General features: G+C 54.4%; 14 protein-coding genes. All 14 read left to right on the top strand.

The features are described 5' to 3' along the window. Entirely contained in the window at positions 1 to 897 is an 897-nt protein-coding gene (locus BG52_RS07220; RefSeq protein ID WP_223298936.1) for a carbohydrate ABC transporter permease, read from the top strand. 19 nt (positions 898 to 916) lie between these two features. Further along, a complete protein-coding gene (locus BG52_RS07215) occupies positions 917 to 1,786 on the top strand; it encodes a carbohydrate ABC transporter permease (protein WP_223298935.1) in 870 nt (289 codons plus the stop codon). Between the two features lie 11 nt (positions 1,787 to 1,797). After that, positions 1,798 to 3,297, top strand: coding sequence for an NHL repeat-containing protein (locus BG52_RS07210; protein WP_051587744.1), 1,500 nt, complete (start codon positions 1,798 to 1,800; stop codon positions 3,295 to 3,297). Next, entirely contained in the window at positions 3,263 to 3,895 is a 633-nt protein-coding gene (locus tag BG52_RS07205; protein ID WP_051587743.1) for a YIP1 family protein, read from the top strand. Before BG52_RS07210 ends, BG52_RS07205 begins: the two co-directional genes overlap by 35 nt. A 27-nt stretch (positions 3,896 to 3,922) precedes the next feature. Continuing rightward, positions 3,923 to 6,151 (top strand): DUF5696 domain-containing protein, encoded by a 2,229-nt coding sequence (locus BG52_RS07200; protein WP_036667033.1) that lies wholly within the window; start codon positions 3,923 to 3,925, stop codon positions 6,149 to 6,151. A 13-nt stretch (positions 6,152 to 6,164) separates the two neighbouring features. After that, positions 6,165 to 7,067 carry a carbohydrate ABC transporter permease gene (locus BG52_RS07195; protein ID WP_036585473.1) on the top strand — a complete coding sequence of 301 codons (903 nt, stop codon included), beginning with the start codon at positions 6,165 to 6,167 and terminating at the stop codon, positions 7,065 to 7,067. Positions 7,068 to 7,076: 9 nt separating this feature from the next. Beyond that, positions 7,077 to 8,045, top strand: a complete 969-nt coding sequence (locus tag BG52_RS07190; protein ID WP_144340759.1) for a carbohydrate ABC transporter permease — start codon at positions 7,077 to 7,079, stop codon at positions 8,043 to 8,045. A 158-nt stretch (positions 8,046 to 8,203) separates the two neighbouring features. Next, positions 8,204 to 9,574, top strand: a complete 1,371-nt coding sequence (locus tag BG52_RS07185; RefSeq protein ID WP_036585470.1) for an ABC transporter substrate-binding protein — start codon at positions 8,204 to 8,206, stop codon at positions 9,572 to 9,574. 115 nt (positions 9,575 to 9,689) lie between these two features. Beyond that, positions 9,690 to 11,192: a glycoside hydrolase family 32 protein gene (locus tag BG52_RS07180; RefSeq protein ID WP_051587740.1), complete on the top strand. Its 1,503-nt coding sequence runs from the start codon at positions 9,690 to 9,692 to the stop codon at positions 11,190 to 11,192. Next, positions 11,146 to 12,630, top strand: coding sequence for a glycoside hydrolase family 32 protein (locus BG52_RS07175; protein ID WP_036585468.1), 1,485 nt, complete (start codon positions 11,146 to 11,148; stop codon positions 12,628 to 12,630). Before BG52_RS07180 ends, BG52_RS07175 begins: the two co-directional genes overlap by 47 nt. Positions 12,631 to 12,790: 160 nt before the next feature. Continuing rightward, the gene (locus BG52_RS14850; protein WP_051587739.1) at positions 12,791 to 16,609 is read left to right on the top strand and encodes a GH32 C-terminal domain-containing protein; all 3,819 of its coding nucleotides are present in this window, start codon (positions 12,791 to 12,793) and stop codon (positions 16,607 to 16,609) included. Between the two features lie 750 nt (positions 16,610 to 17,359). Continuing rightward, entirely contained in the window at positions 17,360 to 17,917 is a 558-nt protein-coding gene (locus BG52_RS16420) for a transposase (RefSeq protein ID WP_190294763.1), read from the top strand. A gap of 27 nt (positions 17,918 to 17,944) precedes the next feature. Further along, complete coding sequence (locus tag BG52_RS16415; protein ID WP_051603638.1) at positions 17,945 to 18,499, top strand: transposase; 555 nt, start codon at positions 17,945 to 17,947, stop codon at positions 18,497 to 18,499. 634 nt (positions 18,500 to 19,133) lie between these two features. After that, on the top strand, positions 19,134 to 19,358 hold the full coding sequence (locus BG52_RS07155; RefSeq protein ID WP_036583817.1) for a fibronectin type III-like domain-contianing protein: 225 nt from the start codon (positions 19,134 to 19,136) through the stop codon (positions 19,356 to 19,358). Positions 19,359 to 19,360 lie beyond the last annotated feature (2 nt).

Raw genomic sequence — 19,360 nt, 5'->3', positions numbered from 1 at the left:
ATGAGAACGGCAGCCGCCGCATTCAAGAGGCATCGTGAAAGTTATCTGTTAATGGCTCCATACATGATCTTCTTTATCCTGTTCACCATTCTGCCCGTCATTCTATCGGTTGTCATGGGTTTTACTTATTACAATCTGATCGAACCGCCGAGGTTCATCGGCTGGTATAACTACATTCGGCTTTTCCTGGACGACGATATTTTCATCATTGCGCTCAAGAATACGATGCTGTTCGCGTTTATTACCGGCCCGATCAGCTACGCGCTCAGCTTTATTGTCGCCTGGATCATCAATGATTTATCCCGTACGCTGCGGTCCATCGCAACCGTTCTCTTCTATATCCCGACCATCATCGGGGTTTCCGTCTACCCCATGTGGAGGCTGATATTCAGCCCCGATGCCTTTGGCTATCTGAACGGGACGCTGATGAAGTGGGGTTTTCTGCGGGAGCCGGTTGCGTGGCTGATCGACCAGAACCAGCTGCTGGTCATTCTGATCATCGTTCAACTGTGGATGAGTATGGGAATCAGCTTTCTGGCCTTCGTTGCCGGCTTGCAAACCATCGACGGAAGCTTGTATGAAGCGGGTGTGATGGATGGGATCAAAAACCGCTTTCAGGAGCTGTGGTACATTACGCTGCCGTCGATGATTCCGCAGCTGGTGTTCGGGGCCGTCATGCAGATCGTCATCTCGTTCAGCGTTGCCGACGTATCCATTCAACTGGCGGGATTCCCAAGCACCGAGTATGCGGGGGAAACGATGGTTACCCACATTATGGATTATGGCAGTATTCGCTATGAGATGGGCTACGCTTCTTCTCTGGCGGTCGTCCTGTTCGTCTTAATGGTTCTGACCAATCGGATCGTGACCAGGCTGCTGAATAAAGTAGGCATCTAATCGGGAAGGAGGGAGCGGCGTGATTTCCTTGACAAAAAAGAAAGCCGGCATTCATTCGAGGCGTTCGATGACAGGCAATATCGTGGTATTCGGCTTTGTTGTCCTTCTCGGTCTGTTCTCCGCGCTGCCGTTCATCTTTGCCGTTATTACATCGCTTAAGCCGATTGATGAGCTGTTGCAATTTCCGCCGCGGTTTACCGTGGTCAGGCCAACGCTCGCCAACTACAGCGATTTGTTTCTGCTGGCATCGAATATGTGGGTGCCGTTGTTTCGCTATATTTTCAATACGACGCTTGTGGCCGTGCTCGGCACCTTGTTCCATGTGGTATTCGCTTCCATGGCGGCATACCCGCTTGCCAAGCACCGTTTCCCGGGGAGGAACATCATTTTCTCCATTATTGTGATGGCTCTGATGTTCGTTCCGCAGGTGACCTTCATTCCGCAGTTCGTCCTGCTGTCGAAGCTCAATCTTGTGGATTCCTATGCCGCTCTGGTGCTTCCCTGGATCGGGGCATCGCTGGGTCTGTTCTTGATGAAGCAGTTTATCGAGCAGATTCCCGATGCCATTCTGGAGGCGGCGAGGATCGATGGGGCAAGCGAGTTTACCTCTTTTTTTCGGATCGTATGGCCCAATACGCTGCCGGCCATTCTTACCGTCGTTATTTTCCAGTTCATCAATCTGTGGAACTACTCGCCCAAGGAACTGGTTTACAGCGAATCGTTGAAGGTGTTCCGCATGGCCCTGGAGCAGATCGTGGCGGGAGACCCGATTGCCCGAATGGGCGCCGGAGCGGCCGCATCGGTCATTCTGATGATACCGCCGATTGTCGTATTTATTGCGCTTCAGCGAAAAGTAGTGGAGACGATGACCTTCGCCGGCATCAAGTAACAGGAGGAGCCATGAAAATCAAGAGCATAATCGCCGCTGCTATTCTGCTTCCGCTGCTTTCGGCCGGTTCCTCCACGATCTACGCGGAGGCGCCGTATCAGGCCTATGTTTACAACGAATGGAATGAATCGAAGGCATCGCCGAACAGCTTCATCCCGGATAGAACCTACACCGGACTGGAGGCCGGGGCGGAGCATTTCAACGAACCGCAGGACCTGTTTGTCGATCGGGATGCCGCCATTTATGTGGCCGACACCGGCAATAACCGGATCGTCAAACTGAACGGCCGATTCCAGGCGACCGGGATTATCGACAAGCTGGCCTGGAACGGCAAAGAAACGTCCTTATCAGGCCCGACCGGGTTGTACAAATCGGAAGATGGAACGATGTACATCGCGGATAAAGGCAATGGGCGCGTGCTTCGGGTCAATGTCGCGGGCCAGGTGGAGTTCGTGCTCGAGAAACCGGCGCATCCGCTGATCCCGAAAGACTTCGTATTCAAGCCGGCCAAGGTCGCAGCGGATGCAGCCGGAAGAATGTATGTGTTATCGGAGGGGCAGTTCTTCGGACTGATGCAATTCGATCGGGACGGCTCGTTTCTCGGTTACTTCGGAAGCAATAAAGTGGAGGTTACGCCCACGGTCGTACTTGAAACGTTCTGGAAGAGCGTGCTTTCCAAGGAGCAGCGTGAGGGAATGGTCAAGCTGCTGCCGATCGAATACTCCAATCTGGATATCGGCCCGGACGGTTTCGTCTATACGACGACGATCGTCTCGCAGAACTCCAGACAGGAAATCAAGAAGCTTAATCCGCTCGGCAATAACGTTCTGACGGGCCGGAACGGAGCGAACGATTACGGAGATAAGGAAATTCCGCTGGTCAAGGCGGTGAAGCAGGATACGTCGTTCGTCGACGTTGCGATTGATCGGGACGGCTTTATCGCGGGATTGGATCGAACGAGGGGACGAGTGTTTGAGTACGACCAGGAAGGCAACCCGGTTGCGGTATTCGGGGCGCTGGGCAACCAGGCGGGAACCTTCCTGCAGCCGGCGGCCGTAGCCTACTGGAACGATTCCGTGCTTGTGCTGGATGCAGGCAAGCGCAATATTACCCGCTTTGTCCGGACGGAGTACGGCGAATTGGTGCGGCAGGCGACTGTACTGTACAACCAGGGTTTATACGAGGAGGCGGCTGCGAAGTGGGAAATCGTTTCCAAACGGAACGTCCACAACGAGCTTGCCTATATCGGGATGGCGAAAGCACTGGAAAAGCAGGAGAAGTATGATGAAGCGATGCGCTACTACAGGTTGGGAAGCGACCGGACCGGATATTCCGACTCCTATGCGTTCATCCGGATCGATGCGGTTCGAACCGCCTTGCCGCTTGTCATGACGCTCATCATCAGTCTGGTCGTCCTGTATTACGGATATAAAGTGTATCGGTTCATTCGGGTGACCAAAGAAGGGAGGAAAGTGCGTGACGCTTCACAATCCTTTTCGGGGCGGTATTAATCTGATCCAATGCCTGCTTCACCCATTTAACAGTTTTTATGCGATCAAGGAAGAAGGAAAAGGTTCTCTGGCGCAAGCGGGGCTGATCGTGCTTGTCTTCTTCTTCGCGGCCGTTCTGAAGAGACAGAACACCGGATATGCGTTCAATGATAACGATCTCAGCGAACTGAATATCTGGCTGATCGGAGCCAAGACCGTGCTCTTGTTCGCACTGTGGGTTGTCGGGAATTGGGCGGTCGCCACATGGATGGACGGGGAGGGAAAAGCCGTTCAAATCATCATTGTCAGCGCCTATGCCATCGTTCCATATGTGACGGCAGTCATTTTATCCACGTGGTTAAGCAATGTGCTGCTGGCGGAGGAGGGCGTGTTTCTGCAATACCTGACCGTGGTCGCGACTCTGTGGAGCGGCATGCTGATGCTGATCGGCCTGCAAACGATACATGACTACGGTTTTGTGCGGAATCTTCAGTCTCTGGCACTCACGCTGGCCGCCATGGGGATCATCGTCTTCCTGGGCGTCCTGTTCTACACGTTGTTCCAGCAGGCCTACGTGTTCATTTATAGCATATACAACGAATTGCTGTTCCGCTATTAGGCTGCAGCTGAGAAAGGGGGGCATGGAATGCGAGCACGATGGTGGATAGCGGTATTGACGGTTGCTTCGCTCGCCTTCTCCGCATTCGGTTTGGCGCAGCCTGAAACGGGAAAGGCCGAGCATTCGAGCGTGGAACTCGCGGCGGCAGACCCGGCGGGGCCGAGTGTGCGTGCTGCCGCGACCGGGCGGCTGACGCTTGATTTTAATCCGCAGACGGCGGAAGTGACCGTGACGGATCTGTCGTCGGGCGCGGTCTGGTCGAGCAATCCGGCCGACAGGGAAAGCGATGAAATCGCGAAGGGGATCAAGAAGCAGGATCTTAACGCCCAGCTGCTGCTGGATTATGTGGATCCGCTGGGCAAGCCGTTTCAGCTGAACAATTACATCGGCAGTATTCAAGAGAAAGCTTTTGCCTGGAAGAAGATCGAAGGCGGCGTCGAGGTGCTGTTTGATTTTCCGAAGGCGGGCTTTGCGATTCCCGTCAGGTACAGCATCAAGGGCGATGCGTTCAGCGCGACGATCGCAGCGGACCGCATCGAGCAGCGTGATAAATACCGGCTCGTCAATATTTATCTGATGCCGTTCTTCGGAGCCGGCAGCCTGCAGGACGACGGCTATTTGTTCGTCCCGGACGGAAGCGGGGCGCTGATCCGGTTCAACAACAACAAAAGCATCTACCGCAACTATAATGAACGGGTTTATGGCGGCGATCAGGCAATCGGTATGCCGGAGCAGAGCAAGGTTACGGAGACCGTCCGCCTGCCGGTCTACGGTCTTAAGCGGAATGACCAAGCCTTTCTCGCGGTCATTCATCAAGGCGCCTATCAAGCCGGAATCATCGCGGAAGGCAGCCGCAAGAGCAATCAGTATAACGCGGTTTCAAGCTATCTCAACCTGACGGAATTCGAGACGAACATTTTGATGGCCGGAAGCTTGAATGAGAAGTCGGTCGTTCGCGCTTCCCAATCCGTAACCGGAAATCAGCCTTACGAGGTGAGATATTATTTCCTGAACGGCGAGAAGGCCGATTATGCGGGCATGGCGGAACGCTACCGGACGTATTTGACGGAGGAGAAAGGCGTGAGACCCGCTGCAGCGAAGGCTTCCGGCCCCATCCCGCTCATGATGGAGTTTCTGGGAGGGGTGAGAAAGCGGGATACCTTCCTTGGCATCCCCTATGGAACCGTTGAAGCATTGACCAGCTTCAAAGATCTGGAAACGGTTGCCGGCCGTCTGATCGAAGGCGGCATGACGAATCTCGGCATCCGTTACCAAGGCTGGATGAAGGGCGGTATGAAAGACCAGATACCGGCCTCCTTGAATGCGGAAAGCAATCTCGGCGGCGATAAGGCATTTCGCAAGCTGCTTCAGACCATGGATGACAAGGGAGTAGCCTTCTATCCTGTCGTCGATCCTGTCAGTCTCTATAAGAACGGAAACGGCTTCAACAAGTTTTTCGATGCCGCCAAAAATATCAGCCGCGCTCCATCTCTGCAGTACGAGTTTCTGATCAGTAACGGAACCAGGGATACAACGGTGAAGCCCTGGTATTTGCTCAAGCCGGAGTCCGTCAAGAAAGCGCTGGAACGGTTCTCCGCTTCCGCCGGGAAGAAAGGTCTGGAACGTGTCGCCCTGCAGAACATCGGTTCCATGGTGTACTCCGATTTTCGCCGCAATACGCTGGCAAAAAACGAGACCGGACAGCTGTGGGAGCAGAGCCTGGAGACGGCTGCCTCCCGCATCGCAGGCTTATCGTTCGATCGGCCTAACGCCTACACGTTCCCCAGCGCCGAGAACCTGACCGGTGTGCCGCTGTACTCGAGCCGGTTCGATATACAGGACGAAGCGGTTCCGTTCTACAGCATAGCCGTCAGCGGACTGATCCCGGCATACGGCGAGCCGATCAATCTGATGGGCAACACCAGAGCGTATATGCTGAAGCTGATCGAGGCAGGAACCTTGCCGGTTTACCGTTTTATCGCGCGAGACGGCAGCCTGCTGATCGGGACCGACTTCGACGGCTTGTACAGCGGCGATTTCAATCGTTGGTTTAACGATGTGGCGGCTCAGTACAAGGAATTGAATGAAGCACTGGCGCCCATCCTGGGCAAGGCCATTACCGATCACGAGAAGCTGGCGGAAGGCGTCTACCGGACGACCTTCTCGGGCGGGAAATCCGCGGTGGTCAATTACACGGATGAGACGGTGACGGTGGATAACGAACGAATCGAACCATACGGCTATCGTGTCCGGTAAGGAGTGAAAAACAATGATCAGCAGACTTCGTTCGCTGCCGTACACGAAGAAAAAACAATGGTACGGATTCCTGTTCGTGCTGCCGTGGGTGATCGGGTTCATTCTCTTTTTCGCGGGTCCCTTGATCACGTCTTTTAAATACTCGTTCTATAATATGGAGCTGACGCCTGACGGGCTCAAGGGAAGCTTCGCAGGATGGGAAAATTTCCGATATGCCATTTTCCGGGACCCGCAATTTATAAGGGAAGCCGTCAATTCCTTCGTGAACATGTTCTATAGCGTTCCCCTCATCCTGATATACAGCCTGTTTGTGGCGGTGCTCCTGAAGAATAAATTCAGAGGCAGAGGGCTCATGCGAGCGATTTCCTTCCTGCCGGTCATTATCGCTTCGGGCGTATTGATGCAAATCCTCAAGGAGGATGTTTTCTCACAGGGATTGCGGGGCGGAGCAGAGAGCGTGTATTTGTTCAGCGGCGCAGGTATTAACGGCATACTGACGGAGCTTGGAATCGGTCCGCAATTAATTGAAGTGTTCAACAATGTCATTGCTCGCATTTTCGACCTCACATGGCGCTCCGGGGTACAGGTGCTTCTGTTCCTGGCAGGCCTGCATGCGATATCAGGCGATTTGTATGAAGCCTCCGCCGTGGAAGGCGCAAGAGCATGGGAGCAATTCTGGAAAATTACGCTGCCCATGCTTACGCCGATCATGCTGCTCAATGTCGTCTACACGATCATCGATACGTTCACCGATTACGGCAACGGAGTCATTCTCATGATTTACAACACGGCATTCTCGCAAGTCCGGTTCGGGTACAGCAGCGCGCTGGCTTGGCTGTATCTTCTGGGCATCGCGTTATTCCTCGGCGCTCTTTACGCGCTGATCAAGAAACGAATCGTCAATCTCCAGGATTAAACGAAAGCGGTGAACCACTTGAAAGCGATGATCGCGAATAAATGGAACAAACGCACACGCAAGGCGGCCGTTTCCTTCATCCGCGCCGCTGTGCTGGCCGTCTTGGCCTATCAGCTGCTATATCCGCTGCTCTATATGCTGAGCATGGCGCTCAGGCGTCCGGAGGAAGCGATGGATCCGAGCGTCATCTGGATTCCGAAAAGCTTCACTTTATCGAACTTTACCGACACCCTCCGGGTGATGGATTTCTGGGACGCCTTCGCCAACAGCATGTACATCGGGATCGGCAGCGGGCTGCTTGATGTGTTTTCTTCTGCCTTCGTCGCCTATGGCTTTGCAAGGTTTCGCTTTCCGTTCGCGAAGGTCTTGTTCACCCTCGTCATTCTGACGCTGATGGTGCCGGTGCAAACGATTATTCTTCCTTTGTATGCGGAAATGAAGTATTTCGATGCCTTTGGCTTAATGGGTATTTTGTCCGCCATAGCCGGTGGGCCGGATTCCATCAGCCTGGTCGGGAATTACTCGGCTTTCTACTTGCCGTCGCTGTTCGCGATGGGGCTGCGCTCGGGCCTCTACATTTTCATCTTCCGCCAGTTTTTTTCGGGCATGCCCAAAGAGCTGGAGGATGCGGCCTATGTGGACGGCTATGGACCTTTCAAGACATTCTTCTTCATTATGCTGCCGAACGCCAGGAACGCGATTATTACCGTGTTTCTCTTCTCGTTCGTCTGGCATTGGAATGAATACTACATGTCGAATCTGCTGCTCGGCAATCTCAAGAAGAACTTCGCCATTGCGCTGTCCTCCCTCCGGGTCGATCTGGAATCGGTCGTCAATGTCCAAACGATCAGCGATCCGTTGGTTATCGTCACCCGAATTCAGGCAGGTGCGCTTCTGTCGATATTGCCTCTCGTGATTCTGTATCTGGTTACGCAGCGCTACTTCACGGATAGTGTGGAGAATGTGGGTATCAAGTAGGCTTGCAGCGCAGTACGATTGATTTTTTTCAATATGAAGGGAGGCGGTGCCGGCCGGGTGATGAGCGGCAGGTTGGAATCATGGTTTAAAGGCAGAGGGAGTCGTTCAATGAGTCATTCAGGGAGTTATCCATCTACAATGAGGAGGAACAAGAGACAATGAAAAACAACAAACGATCCGTATTTGCGATTGCACTGGCCGCATTCATGCTCATGGCATTGCTTGCGGGCTGCGGCGGTAATGGCGGAAACAACGGCAGCAACGCCGGAGCGGGAACGAATGCCGCGGGCAATAACGCTCCGGCGGAGGATGACAAAGCGGCTGACACGGCATCGACGGACGGGACGAAGCTCGCCGACGGCAACATCACGATTCTGTATCACACGTCAAAAGAGCAGTATGAAGAAAATAAGGCCGCTAATCCGGACGCGTATGATGCGGTATACGAAACGATTCCGCAGTTCGAACAGACGTATGGCGGCAAGGTTACCGTTATCGCCGTTCCTTGGGGCGATCAGAAGCCTACGCTGATCTCCATGGTCAATGCCGGCGATCAAGTTGACGTTGCGCAGGCAAACGACCAGAACTTCCCGGTGTATCCGCTCAAGAAAATCGTGCAGCCGATCGATCAATACATCGACCTGTCCGACTCGTTCTGGAACAGCGCGGTGACGGACACGTTCACGTTCGGCGGCAAACCGTATGCGGCCGGCACTTCGGCCGCTCCGATCGTCATTTATTACAATAAAACGTTGTTTGCGAACAATGGCGTGAAGACGCCATCCGAGTACTATGCGGAAGGAAACTGGACGTGGGATTCGTTCCGGGAGGTCGCGAAAGCGCTCACCATGGATACGGACGGCGACGGCAAGAACGACCAGTTCGGCTTCGGCTGGTGGGACGCCGGCTATCCGCTGTACGTCGCTTCGAACGGCAAAACGATTATGTCCTTTAACGACGACGGCACCATCACGACCAATTACGAATCCGAGAACGTGAAGGAAGCGATGCAGTTTGCGCAGGACGCGCTTCTGAAAGACAAGTTCATCGATGCGGAGAAAGAAGGCGACTACTTCATCGGCGAATTCAAGAACGGCAAGCTCGCCATGACCGCGGAATACGGTATGGCAGGCTTCAATGTATTCAAGAGCGACTATGAGATTGATTTCGTACCGGTACCGACCGGCCCGAAAGGCACACCGGACGCAGGTCCGGGCGGATTGTCCGGATGGGCGATTCCGACGGCCTCGAAAAATCCGGAGGGTGCTGCCGCGTTCATCAAGATGGTATCCGAGAATGAGGTGAAGGCCGCTGCCGGGAACAATGTCAAAAACTTCGGCCAAGAGAAGGTTGATCTGATGAACAAGCTGGCGGGCAATATCCTGTTCACGCCGATCGGCGTCGAGAAGTACTGGGATGCGAACGGGGCTGCCATGACAGGCATCAAGGACGGCACGCCTGTAGGCACGTTTGCAACGAACGCCAAGAATCTGCTTGAAGAAGGCATTAAGATCACTTTAACGCAATAACCATAACGATTCGCCGTTCATACAGCTCGAATGGGGAGAGGTCCGGAGCGATCCCGTTGTCGTGAAGGACCTTTCTGTTCAGCATGGGAGGCGAACCGGTCAGGGGAGAATGAGGATGGTTGCGACGGCTTATCAGGAACCGTATCGGCTTCAGTATCATTTGTCGGCTCCTTCGGGAGCGATGAGCGACCCGAACGGCATGGTGTGCTTCGAGGGCGAGTATCATCAATGCTACCAGTACACGGGCAGGTGGGGACACGCGGTGAGCCGCGATCTGCTCTATTGGGAGCATCTTCCGCTGGCTCTGGCCGGCGACGAGCTTGGGGATGCCTGGTCGGGGAGCGCGGTGGTGGATTGGCGGGATACGAGCGGTCTTTTTAACGGCAAACCGGGATTGGCAGCCGTCTTCACGCACTTCAAGGACGGACTTCAATCCCAGAGCCTCGCATACAGCAGCGACAAGGGGCGCACCTGGGCCAAGTTCGCAGGAAACCCGGTCATCCCGAATCCGGGGTTAAAGGATTTTCGCGATCCCAAGGTGCTCTGGCACCCGGAAACCGGCAGATGGGTGATGGTTGTTTCCGCAGATAAAAGGGTCCGTTTCTACAGCTCGCCCAATTTGATCGACTGGACGTTCGAAAGCGAATTCGGAGAAGGCCAGGGTTCGCATGCCGCCGTATGGGAATGCCCGGATTTGTTTCCGCTTGCGGTAGATGGGAATGATCATGACGTGAAATGGGTTCTGCATGTGAGCATCGGCGACAATGAGGAGACGGACGGCTCGACGGCGCAGTGTTTTATCGGTCGTTTCGACGGCCGGCAATTCGTTAACGATTTGCCCGGCAACGAAGTGCGCTGGACGGATTTCGGTCGGGATTTCTACGCGGCGGTATCTTATTCGGACATTCCGGAGGAGGACGGCAGAAGGATCTGGCTTGGCTGGATGTCCAACTGGATGTATCCGTTCGACGCGCCGACCGATCCCTGGAAGGGGGCCATGTCGATCCCCAGAGCCCTTTCTCTCCGGACGGAGGGAGAGGCGGTCAGGCTGGCGCAGCAGCCGATCGCCGAATTGAAGCGGCTGCGCGGGGAATCTTCACAACTGCGGGAGCTTCGGGTTGAGGATGGTGTGATCCGGTTGGATTTCACCGGCTCCTCTTATGAGTTGGAGGCGACTGTAGAGTGGGAGGAAATCGACGAGTTCGGCTTTCGGTTCAGAACCTCAGATTCGGAAGCGACCGTTGCAGGCTATTGCGCTCGAACGCATGAACTGTTCCTGGACCGTACGCGCTCCGGCTTCTCGGATATTCGGAACCGTTCGGGCAATCCGGCCCGTTTCGCGAAGCGGTTCAACGCGCCGAGATACCGGTCGGCGAACCGATTGACACTGCATGCCTTCGTTGATGCCTCAAGCATCGAGCTCTTCTTCGACGACGGCCTGCAGGTTTTCACCTCCTTGATCTATCCGGATCCCGGAAGCGCCGGTTTGGAGCTGTTCGCTTCGGGAGGCAGTGCGGTCTTTACCGGTTTGCGTATTCACAAGATGACATCCATATGGAGGCCTATGCACAATGACACACCAGGAACAAATCGATCGTGCGAACAAGGCACTGGCTGACCCGGCAACGGCAATCAAGGACAACCGTTTTCGGCTGCATTACCATTTGATGCCTCCGGCCGGTTGGATGAATGATCCCAACGGCTTGATCCAATTCAAAGGCGAGTACCATGTGTTCTATCAGCACTACCCGTTTGAACCGAAGCAGGGGCCGATGCACTGGGGCCATGCCAAAAGCGCGGACTTGGTCCATTGGGAACACCTGCCGGTGGCTCTCGCTCCTTCCGAGCCTTATGAACTGGACGGAAGCGGAAGTGCGGGCGGTTGCTGGTCGGGCAGCGCGGTTGATGACAACGGAGTGCTGTCGCTCGTTTATACCGGGCATGTTGACGGCAGGAATCCGGTGGAGGTGCAGTGTCTGGCGACAAGCGCCGACGGCGTTCATTTTATGAAGCATCCGGCGGGGCCGATCATTCCGGGACCTCCAGAGGAAGGAGGCTTCGGATTTCGGGATCCGAAGGTATGGAAGTATGAAGATGTCTGGTATATGGTCGTCGGGTACGGCAAAGACGGGCTTGGCAAAGCGCTGCTTTACGCTTCGGATGACTTGCGGAAATGGCGCTATGTCGGAGTGGCGGCGGAAAGCGACGGGACGATGGGCAATATGTGGGAATGTCCGGATTTGTTCCCGTTGGGCGATCATGGCCGGCACGTTCTCATCGTATCCCCGATGAACATGGGCGCGACCAAAACGCTCTATATGACGGGAGATTTCGACTACGGGAGCGGCAGGTTTCATCGGCGTCATCATGCCCGGCTCGACTACGGCTTCGATTTCTATGCCCCGCAGACGATGCTTGACAGCCGTGGCAGAACAATTCTGTTCGGGTGGATGAACATCTGGGGGGCCCGGATGCCGGAGCACGCGGAAGGGTGGATGGGCGCCCTGACGGTTCCGCGCGAATTGACCTTGGCCGCAGACGGAACCGTAAGGATGTTGCCCGTGCCGGAGCTTGAGGCTTTGCGCGGCAGTCATACGGCGATTGGCGGGCTTGAAATTGGCGCGGATACGTTCATCCCGCTGCCGCAAATTCGCGGCGACGCATTGGAGATTATCGCGGTATTCGATACGGCGGCATCCGATGAAGCGGAATTCGGACTGCGTATCCGTTGTTCGGAAGACGGCTCGGAATTTACGGAAATCGTCTATCGGAAGGCGGACCGCAAGCTGTTGATGGACCGCGGCAGGTCGGGCAGCGGAGACGGAGGAATCAGCGAAGCTCCTCTGTCGCCAATGGAAGACGGCCGTATCAAGCTCCATTTGTTTATTGACCGTTCGTCCGTGGAGCTGTTTGCCAACGACGGGCGCATCACCGTCACGAACCGGATTTATCCTGATCCGTCCAGTACCGCGGTTCGTCTGTTCGCGCGACAGGGCGCAGGAGTGCTGGGATGTCTCGACGCCTGGGAAATGAAATCGATTTGGCCGGAAACGTAGGAACTGAACGGCGCCGATGAGCTTTGCTGCCAGCAAAGCTCTCAAAATGACCATAAATGAAAGCGGTTTCATCTTTTATGGAATTGTTGAGATTTACTGGAAGCCACGCCGTAGAGGCGTTTGTTCGTCAACCCCCATTAAGACAAGGAGATGCATGCCCATGAAACGTAATCGCATGATTTCGCTCAAGGCGGGATTGATTTTCGCATTAGTATGGTCCAGCGTCGTGTTCTTCGGTGCCAATACCGTCTTTGCTGCGGACTGGAATACCAACATGCCGGGTTACCTGCCGGTTTCCGGCACATGGACGACGGTTGCGGGAGACGGTCTGAAAGGCGTCAGCGCAGGAGGCGCCAACGCGTTCAATATGTCGACAGCGACGGTCGGGACGAATTTCGTGTACGAGGCCGATGTCAAGGTGGACGCTTCCACGCCGTTCGGCGTAGGGGCGCTCGTGTTTCGCGCGGGCGAGGACGGTTCCAACGGATATGTGGTCCACATCGATCCGAATCTGGACCGCGTTCGTTTGTTCGATTTCGCCACGGGCTCGGATGTCGGGTCGCCTTACAGCACGACGATTAACACGGGTGCGTTCTATCGTTTGAAAGTCGTGTCGGACGGGTCCGTCACCAAGATTTATTTGGGAAGTACCCTGGCCATTTCGGTCAGCGATACCAAATACACGAAAGGGAACATCGGCTTCAACGTCTACAACGGCACCGCTTATTTCCAGAATGTGTACGTTTATGAGACCAAAACGAATGTGACCGGCTGGAATCCGGCGTCGGGAACGTGGACGACGACTTCGCAGGGCTGGAAGGCGACCGCTGCCGGGGGTCAGAACGCTTATGCGATTTCCGGGACGAGCGCGGACAACTTCACGTATGAAGCGGATATGATCGTGCAAGACCCTTATGCGGTCGGCACGCTGCTGTTCCGTTCGAGCGCCGGCGGCTCGCAGGCGTATGCGCTGCAGGTTGATCCGAACCTGGACCGGCTCCGGCTGTACAAAACGAACGGGGACGTCACCCTGGCGACGTACACCGCGACGATCGACACCGGCAAAGTGTATCATGTGAAGATCAAGGCCGAAGGTTCGACGATCAAGGTTTACTTGCAAACGAGCTTTGTTCCCGCGAACGGTTACGATCCGGTTATCACCGTTACCGACAGCTCGTACGCAAGCGGATTTGCCGGGCTGGGCGTTTATAACGGCAGCGTAACGTTCCAGAATATCATGATCAGCGATATGCTTACGAACCTGAACGGCTGGACGACGTCCGGCAGCGCGTGGACTCCGCATTTGAACGGGGTCAAGGCGGTCAGCTCGGGAGCCGCGGACACGTTCCGTATCGCTGCCACCACGGCAACCGACTTCGTGCTCGAAGGCGATTTGAAAGTGGACGCCGGCTCGCCGCTGGGCACTGCCGCGCTTGTGTTCCGTGCCGACTCGACCGGTTCCGCCGGCTATGTGCTGAACATCGATCCGAATCTCGACCGGGTCCGGTTGTTCAATGCCAATGGAGGAGCCACGATCGCTACCGCGAACATGACGATCGACGCGGGGAAGACGTACCATATCGAAGTGATCGCGAACGGCTCCGGCATCAAGGTGTATGTGGACGGTTACGCGACACCGGCAATCACCGTGACGGATGCGAGCTATTCCTCAGGCAGACTGGGACTGAGCGCCTACAACGGAACTGCTTATTTCCAGAACGTCTATGTATTCCCGCTTAGCGAGTATTATACCGGACTGAACCGTCCTCAATATCACTATACTATGGCGCAGCAATGGATCAGCGATCCGAACGGTCTCGTGTACTATGAGGGTGAATATCATCTGTTCACGCAGGACGGGGGCAATTGGACGCATGCGGTCAGCACCGACCTCGTTAACTGGAAGCGCCTGCCGATCGCGCTTCCATGGACGGACTCGGGCCATGCCTGGTCGGGATCGGCGGTTGTCGACGCGAATAACGTCTCCGGTTTGTTCAGCGGAGGATCGGGGCTCATTGCCTACTATACGATGTTCCATCCGGACAAACCGGGCGGCAATCAGAAGATCGGCGTCGCGTACAGCAGAGACAAGGGCCGGACATGGGAATTTTACGGCGGCAATCCGATCATTCAGAATCCCGGCGGCGCCAACGGCAATTGGGACTTCCGAGATCCCAAAGTCGTATGGGACGGCGATCGCTCCCAGTGGGTGATGGTTGTCTCGGGCGGGGATCACGTCCGGTTCTTCACTTCTGCAGATTTGCTCAATTGGACGTATGCCAGCTCCTTCGGATACGGTCCCTATCTTCACGGCGGGACATGGGAAACCCCTGACTTTTTCCAGCTGGCCGTAGACGGGAATCCCTCGAACAAGAAATGGGTGCTCGTCATCAGCACCGGACCGTCCGCACAGACGGACGGCTCCTCTTCGGAGTATTTCGTCGGAACGTTCGACGGCACCGCGTTTACAAGCGACAATCCGGCGAGCACCGTGCTCCGCGGCGAATACGGCAAAGACATGTACGCAGCCATGACCTTCTCGGACATTCCCGCCGCAGACGGGCGGCGAATTCAACTTGGCTGGATGAGCAATTGGGATTATCCGTTCAGCTTTCCGACATGGCCCTGGAAGCACCAAATGTCTATTCCCCGGGTGCTTACGCTGAAGAACTTTGCGGGCGAAGGGATGCGCCTGGTTCAAACGCCGATCGCCGAGCTGAATGCGCTGCGCGGGAGTGCAAGCTCGTGGAGCAATGTCACGGTGGCGCCTGACAGCTCCAACCTGCTTGCAGGCCTGTCGGGCAACGCTTATGAGATCGAAGCGGAGGTGGAGTTGCCGGCCTCGGGCGCGGCCTCCGAATTCGGATTCCGGCTCCGCGAATTGGGAGATCAGAAGACGGTTGTCGGCTACAACGCCGTCAACTCCAAAATGTTCGTCAACCGCGGCAATGCCGGACGGGACGATTTCACGGCTTATTTCACCGCGCAACGCGAAGCGGTTCTGTCTCCCGTAAACAACCGCGTCAAGATGAGAATCTACGTGGATGAGTCGTCCGTTGAGGTGTTTGGCAACGACGGCAAAGCTGTTTTTTCGAACATCATCCTGCCGGACCTCACCCGCGACGGCATGTCTTTCTACGCCACGGGCGGCAATGTGACCGTTGTCTCGCTCAAAGTGTATCCGTTAGCGAACACGTGGCGCTATGAACCGACGGGCGGCGCAACGCCGGAGCGTGTGGTCATGGACCGCGGCAAAATCGAGCTCGGCGCCGGATCGACCCAACGGCTCTATATGACGGTGTTGCCGCGGACGGCCGCGAACAAAAACGTGACCTGGAGCTCCGGCAATGCGTCGGTGGCGACGGTTTCGGCGGTCGATTCCCGCAGCGCGATCGTGACGGGAGTCGCTCAAGGGCGTACAGTCATCACAGCGACCACACAAGACGGCTCGATTGTCGGCACCACCGTCGTCAACGTCGGCGCTTCGCTGAACACGAACCTGACCGGTTGGGCGTCATATCCCGCGGCGCTATGGGTCGCCACAGGCGACGGCATCGCGGGAACGTTCGACAGGGACAGCGCATACATGTCCACGGCGACCGGCACGAATTTCACTTATGAAGCGGACATCAAGCCGGATGAAACCGGCGGCAGCGGCTCGCTCATCTTCCGGTCCGACTCCGACGGCTCCGACGGCTATTATCTCCAAGCGGATCCGGTCCAGCGGGGCGTGCGCCTGTTCTACAAAGTGAACGGCAGCTTCAGCAGCAGTCAGGTATTGGCGACCTCGCCTACGCTTGTCCAGGCAGGTAAAACCTATCGCGTCAGAGTCGTGACAAGCGGCACCAATATCAAGGTTTACTTCGACGGCGGCGCGTCGCCGGTCATCGACGTAAACGATACGCGCTTCGGCAGCGGATATTTCGGAGTAAGCGTGTCCGGGGGCAGGGCATATTTCCAGAACGTACTGCGATCTTAATCACAAGAAGGGGCGTCCTTGCGGGTCAATGTCATTAAGATAAGGCGCAAGGCCAAAAATCAAGAAAAAGAGCAGGTTATCGAATAGATAGCCCGCTCTTTTTTTTGTGCAAAAAATAGAAATAGAACTTGACAAGCAGTTGGAAGTGTGTGGCGAAGCCCCTTGAAAAACAAGGAGCAAGAATCGGCATCCACCCCTTGAGAGGTAGAACGAAGGAATGTAAGGGCATAGACCCAGCGTGACATGGGAGGGTAAACCCCAAGGGTGAATGTGGAGATCCACTGTGCGATCATAATTCATTATCGACAGTTTTGGAACAAAATGATCCTAAGCTCTGTTCCCGCCTACGCTCTTACAGATAATCGTGGTGCAGACTACATTCTCCACCAGCACCTCTTATGTTGTCAAAGTTGAAATCTTGAGAATGAGTGAGAAAACAGGAGAAAACATTACTTTATAGTGGGAGGTTACGTCAATGAATGAGTACGCGAATTCGCTAAAAGAAACGCTGACATCTCTCATACGAGAAATGTCAGCCGCACCAGCACCTTATGTCAAATACCCTGAAAAAGATTTTACCCNCGCTAAAAGAAACGCTGACATCTCTCATACGAGAAATGTCAGCCGCACCAGCACCTTATGTCAAATACCCTGAAAAAGATTTTACCCGAAAGAAAAAGCTGCCCTTTGAAACGGTTATGCAACTCCTGATCTCAATGGGCGGTAACAGCCTCTATCTATAAGGAACTCTTGGAATCGCAGGGTTATGACGTAAACACCGCAACCACTTCTGCTTTTGTTCAGCAGAGGAATAAAATCCTGCCGTCTGCTGTGGAATTCGTGTTCCACGAATTTACGCAATCGTTTGCGGATATCAAGTATTACCGAGGGTATCGATTACTTGCCATTGATGGTTCGGATTTGCATATCGCAACTGATCCTGCGGACACGGATACTCATTTTCTAAGTCAACCAAACACGAAAGGCTATAACCTTCTGCATTTGAACGCAGCCTATGACTTGTGTAACAGACTTTACGTTGATGCCATTATTCAGCCACGAAGGTTGTGCAATGAGGGAAGGGTACTGGCAGATATGGTTGATCGTTCCCCCATCAAAGGCAAAACCATTGTTGTTTCCGATAGAGGTTATGAAAGTTACAACAATTTCGCGCATATTGAGCGCAAAGGGTGGAACTACGTCATACGGGTAAAGGATGTGGATTCCAGTGGTATTCTTTCGGGCTTGCGTTTGCCCTCTAGCGGAGAGTTTGATATGGACGTTCATCTGACACTCACCAAAAAATAAACCAAAGCGGTCAAGGCCCATCCCGGGATGTACAAGTTCATCCCTTCCAAATCAACATTTGATTTTTTAGATTTGCATGAAAACTTGTATTACCCGATTTCCTTTCGGGTTGTTCGTTTCGTCCTGCCGAGTGGCGCTTATGAAACCGTCATTACCAATCTTTCCGCCGTTGATTTCCCACCCGATGAACTCAAGTCCATTTATAACATGCGATGGGGCATTGAAACCTCTTTCAGAGCATTGAAATACACCGTCGGGTTGACGAGTTTTCACGCAAAGAAACAAGAGTCCATCATCCAAGAGATTTTCGCAAGAATGATCATGTACAATTTCACTGAAATGATTACCTCGCACGTAGTCATTTCCAAAATGGCTAAACGGCACCTCTACCAAGTCAACTTCACGGTTGCCGTTCACGTTTGTAGACACTTCCTGCGTTCACGTGGTGATGAACCCCCGCCCGATGTTGAAGCGCTGATTCGCAAAAACATTTTGCCGATTCGACCCATCCGCCCAGGGCAGGAGAATACGCGCAAAATCCGCTATAAATCAGCTGTTAGCTTCGTCTACAGAGTAGCATAATTCGTGACCCTTTTTTTAGCGGATATTCCATCCGTTTGTTTGCTGTACCCTTTTTTCCTTGCTTGCACAAAAAACAAACGGCACAGGGCTTTTTCCCATGCCGTTTCGGATTTCATTTTTAATTCCAGTTTAGTCTTTCAGGTTAACTTAATGACATTGCCTTGCGGGGACGCCCCTTTTTGGTGTGGCACGCATGGCGAAATCATAACCTGTGCTGTTTGCGGAACGAGGAAGGAAAGGATCGTCCAGATACATGACTTTAACCGGATTTAGGGAATATAGGGAACAGCCATTTACCGGTAAAAGGAAATGCACGAACGGAGGTACGCTGCCGATGAAACATGTCCGTCTCCATTGCATTGAAGACGCCGGAGGAAATGGCGCAGTCGGGCGGTCCTGGGTGCGCCACAAAAAGAAAGGGTTTACAAAAAAACAAACGGGATGGTATCTTATACAGTGAATAGATTCAGAAGCAGTCCTTGTATGCGGTATAAGCTGCACGAAATTTTCTAGCTGTTTAGTGAAACGTTTCGAATAGGCTTCGGGGGCTTTACCTTTCCGCGGACGGTCGGTCAGGTTCCGATCTCGTATAACGCCAAGCGCACGGGACGGCCCCGCATGAAGCGCTATTTGGATGGCGGCGTCGATTACGCGGCCGGAGAAGGAATTGAAGGCTTTTCGCAAGCTTCTCCTGGAAGCCGGTGAGAGCAGGGAGGTGAGATTCTCCGTCTCGGCGCGGCAGCTCAGCTTTGTAGGCAGGCAGCTGCGGCACACGTTGGAGCCAGGCATGTTCAAAGTGACGATGGGGCCGAGCAGTGCCGAAGGGCTGGAAGCCATGTTTGAACTTGTGGAGGATTAATT

Source organism: Paenibacillus darwinianus (genome assembly GCF_000598065.1).
Lineage (GTDB): Bacteria > Bacillota > Bacilli > Paenibacillales > Paenibacillaceae > Paenibacillus_I > Paenibacillus_I darwinianus.
Note: the sequence above shows the minus strand (reverse complement) of the source record. Positions and strands in the feature narration are given on the sequence as shown.